Annotated in this window: 3 protein-coding genes; 2 read left to right on the forward strand and 1 reads right to left on the reverse strand. The window is 43.0% G+C overall.

What is annotated here, in order from left to right; translation table 11 throughout:
• The coding region (locus HP456_RS23175; RefSeq protein ID WP_172255454.1) for an MgtC/SapB family protein at positions 1–511 on the reverse strand (511 nt) is incomplete at its 3' end.
• 146 nt (positions 512–657) lie between these two features.
• Between HP456_RS23175 and HP456_RS23180 the strand changes: the two genes are divergently transcribed.
• Complete coding sequence (locus HP456_RS23180) at positions 658–1,587, forward strand: DMT family transporter (protein WP_172255455.1); 930 nt, start codon at positions 658–660, stop codon at positions 1,585–1,587.
• Positions 1,568–2,065: a GNAT family N-acetyltransferase gene (locus HP456_RS23185; RefSeq protein WP_172255456.1), complete on the forward strand. Its 498-nt coding sequence runs from the start codon at positions 1,568–1,570 to the stop codon at positions 2,063–2,065. Before HP456_RS23180 ends, HP456_RS23185 begins: the two co-directional genes overlap by 20 nt.
• Positions 2,066–2,133 lie beyond the last annotated feature (68 nt).

Consider the following 2,133-nt stretch of genomic DNA (forward strand, 5'->3'; position numbering starts at 1 on the left):
TCGTTTTGATTTCATGCTTTTCCTTGATGGTCGCCCGCAGGAATAACTCCTTTTCCCTTAAACGCTTCGGGCCTATGAAGGTGATGATTGTAGGAACGACTTCTACCGAGACAATAATAAGGATGACACCCGCGGTCGCTTCCAAGTAAAATCCTGCACCGACTGCAATACCAATTCCGGCTGCCCCCCAGATCATCGCTGCTGTCGTCAATCCTGAAATACTGTCATTCCCCCGTCTCAAAATAACGCCTGCCCCCAGGAAACCGATCCCTGAAACAATCTGAGCGGCCAGACGCAGAGGATCCATCGTGATATTCACTTTTTCTGAGCCTGGAGCTATATACGCAGATTCAATCGATACCACTGTCAACAGGCAGCTTACGATACAGATGACAAGTGACGTTTTAAGGCCCACAGGTTTCCTCTTCAATTCTCTTTCCAAGCCGATGATTAATCCAAGAACAGCAGAAATCCCAAGTTTCAAATAAAGTGCTGTGTCTATGAAATCCACCTGACCCCCTCCAAATCTATTTAAACAGATTGAAAAAATCGATAAATGGATGTAGTATTATTTCTCAATATCTACTAAAATGAGAACAATTGAACGTATTAAAACAAACAAGCGTTAAATCATTCAGAAAACACGGGGGTGTTTCCATGGCTGAATCAAAAGTCAATCCTTATCTGCTTCTTGCTGTAGGAGTGATATCTGTTTCGACATCTGCCATTTTAGTCAAAGTATCCAGTGCACCATCCGGAGTGCTTGCCTTTTACCGGCTTCTATTTACGATCCTTTTAATGACCCCGGTATTTGTCTTAAAATATGTGAGGGAACTCCAAGTTATTACAAAGAGGGATTGGCTGTTTTCTGTCATTGCAGGCATCTTTCTAGCTTTTCACTTTATCCTTTGGTTCGAGTCGCTCAACTACACCTCTGTTGCCAGCTCGACCGTACTCGTCACCCTCCAGCCGCTCTTTGCGTTTATAGGAGCTTATTTATTTTTCAAAGAAAAACTGACGGGCAAGGCAGTCATCTCTGCGTTGTTAGCAGTGACTGGCAGTTTCATCATCAGCTGGGGGGATTTCAGAATAAGCGGAACTGCACTATGGGGAGACATTTTGGCATTGCTTGCATGTGCATTAGTGACCGGGTATCTCTTATTCGGGCAAACCATCCGAAAAAGATTGTCCTTGATCACTTATACATATCTGGTCTATGCAATCAGCGCGGTTGTACTATTAATCTATGTGCTTTTCAGGGGAGAAGCTCTCGGACCATACCCGAAAGAAGACTGGATTTACTTTCTGCTGCTGGCAATCATCCCGACACTTCTCGGGCATACATTATTTAACTGGTCACTAAAGTGGTTAAGTACCTCGACCATTTCGATGGCGATCCTGTTCGAACCCATCGGGGCCTCTATTCTCGCCTATTGGCTCTTGGCTGAAAAAATACTTCTCACCCAGGTCATCGGTGGCATGGTCATCATTTTGGGTGTGACGCTTTTCCTAGTGGAAGAAAGGAAAGTGAAGAAAATGGTTCAACACGTGAATGAGGTGAAAAAGAATGAAGAAGTACCATATTAGAAAAGCAAATCCCTCTGACGCTCACGGAATCGCAAACGTTCATATGAACAGTTGGAAAACGACATACAAAGGTATCGTTTCAGACAGGTACCTTGAATCATTAATAATAGAAGATAAGAGGGTCAGGTGGGACGGTATACTCGCCGGCTCTCATCAAACCTATGTGTGCGAACTGAATAATGGGGATATTGCTGGTTTCGCTTCGATCGGTAAAGAACGAGACAATCTATATGAAGGTGAACTGTATGCAATCTATCTGTTGGAAGAATATCAGAGAAATGGATTGGGAAGTGTTCTGTTAAAGTTTGCGATGGATGAATTAAAATCACAAGGCCATTCAAATATGCTCGTATGGGTGCTTAAAGAGAATCCTTCGAAGCACTTTTATTATTCCTTCGATCCCGTTGTGGTTAAAGAACAGAATATATCGATTGGCGGAGAAGACTATAAGGAAGATGGATTGTTATTCTATCTGTAAATCCTCATGTAAAAGACGCAGGTCAATGTTCCCTGCGTCTTTCAATTATTTCATTTATCGTGCAAGGG

This window comes from Bacillus haikouensis, from assembly GCF_013179555.1.
GTDB lineage: Bacteria > Bacillota > Bacilli > Bacillales > Bacillaceae_B > Rossellomorea > Rossellomorea haikouensis_A.

Bases quoted from the DNA above. Each gene is read 5' to 3' on its own strand.
- HP456_RS23185 (WP_172255456.1), top strand. From the start codon at position 1,568: ATGAAGAAGTACCATATTAGAAAAGCAAATCCCTCTGACGCTCACGGA.
- HP456_RS23180 (WP_172255455.1), top strand. From the start codon at position 658: ATGGCTGAATCAAAAGTCAATCCTTATCTGCTTCTTGCTGTAGGAGTG.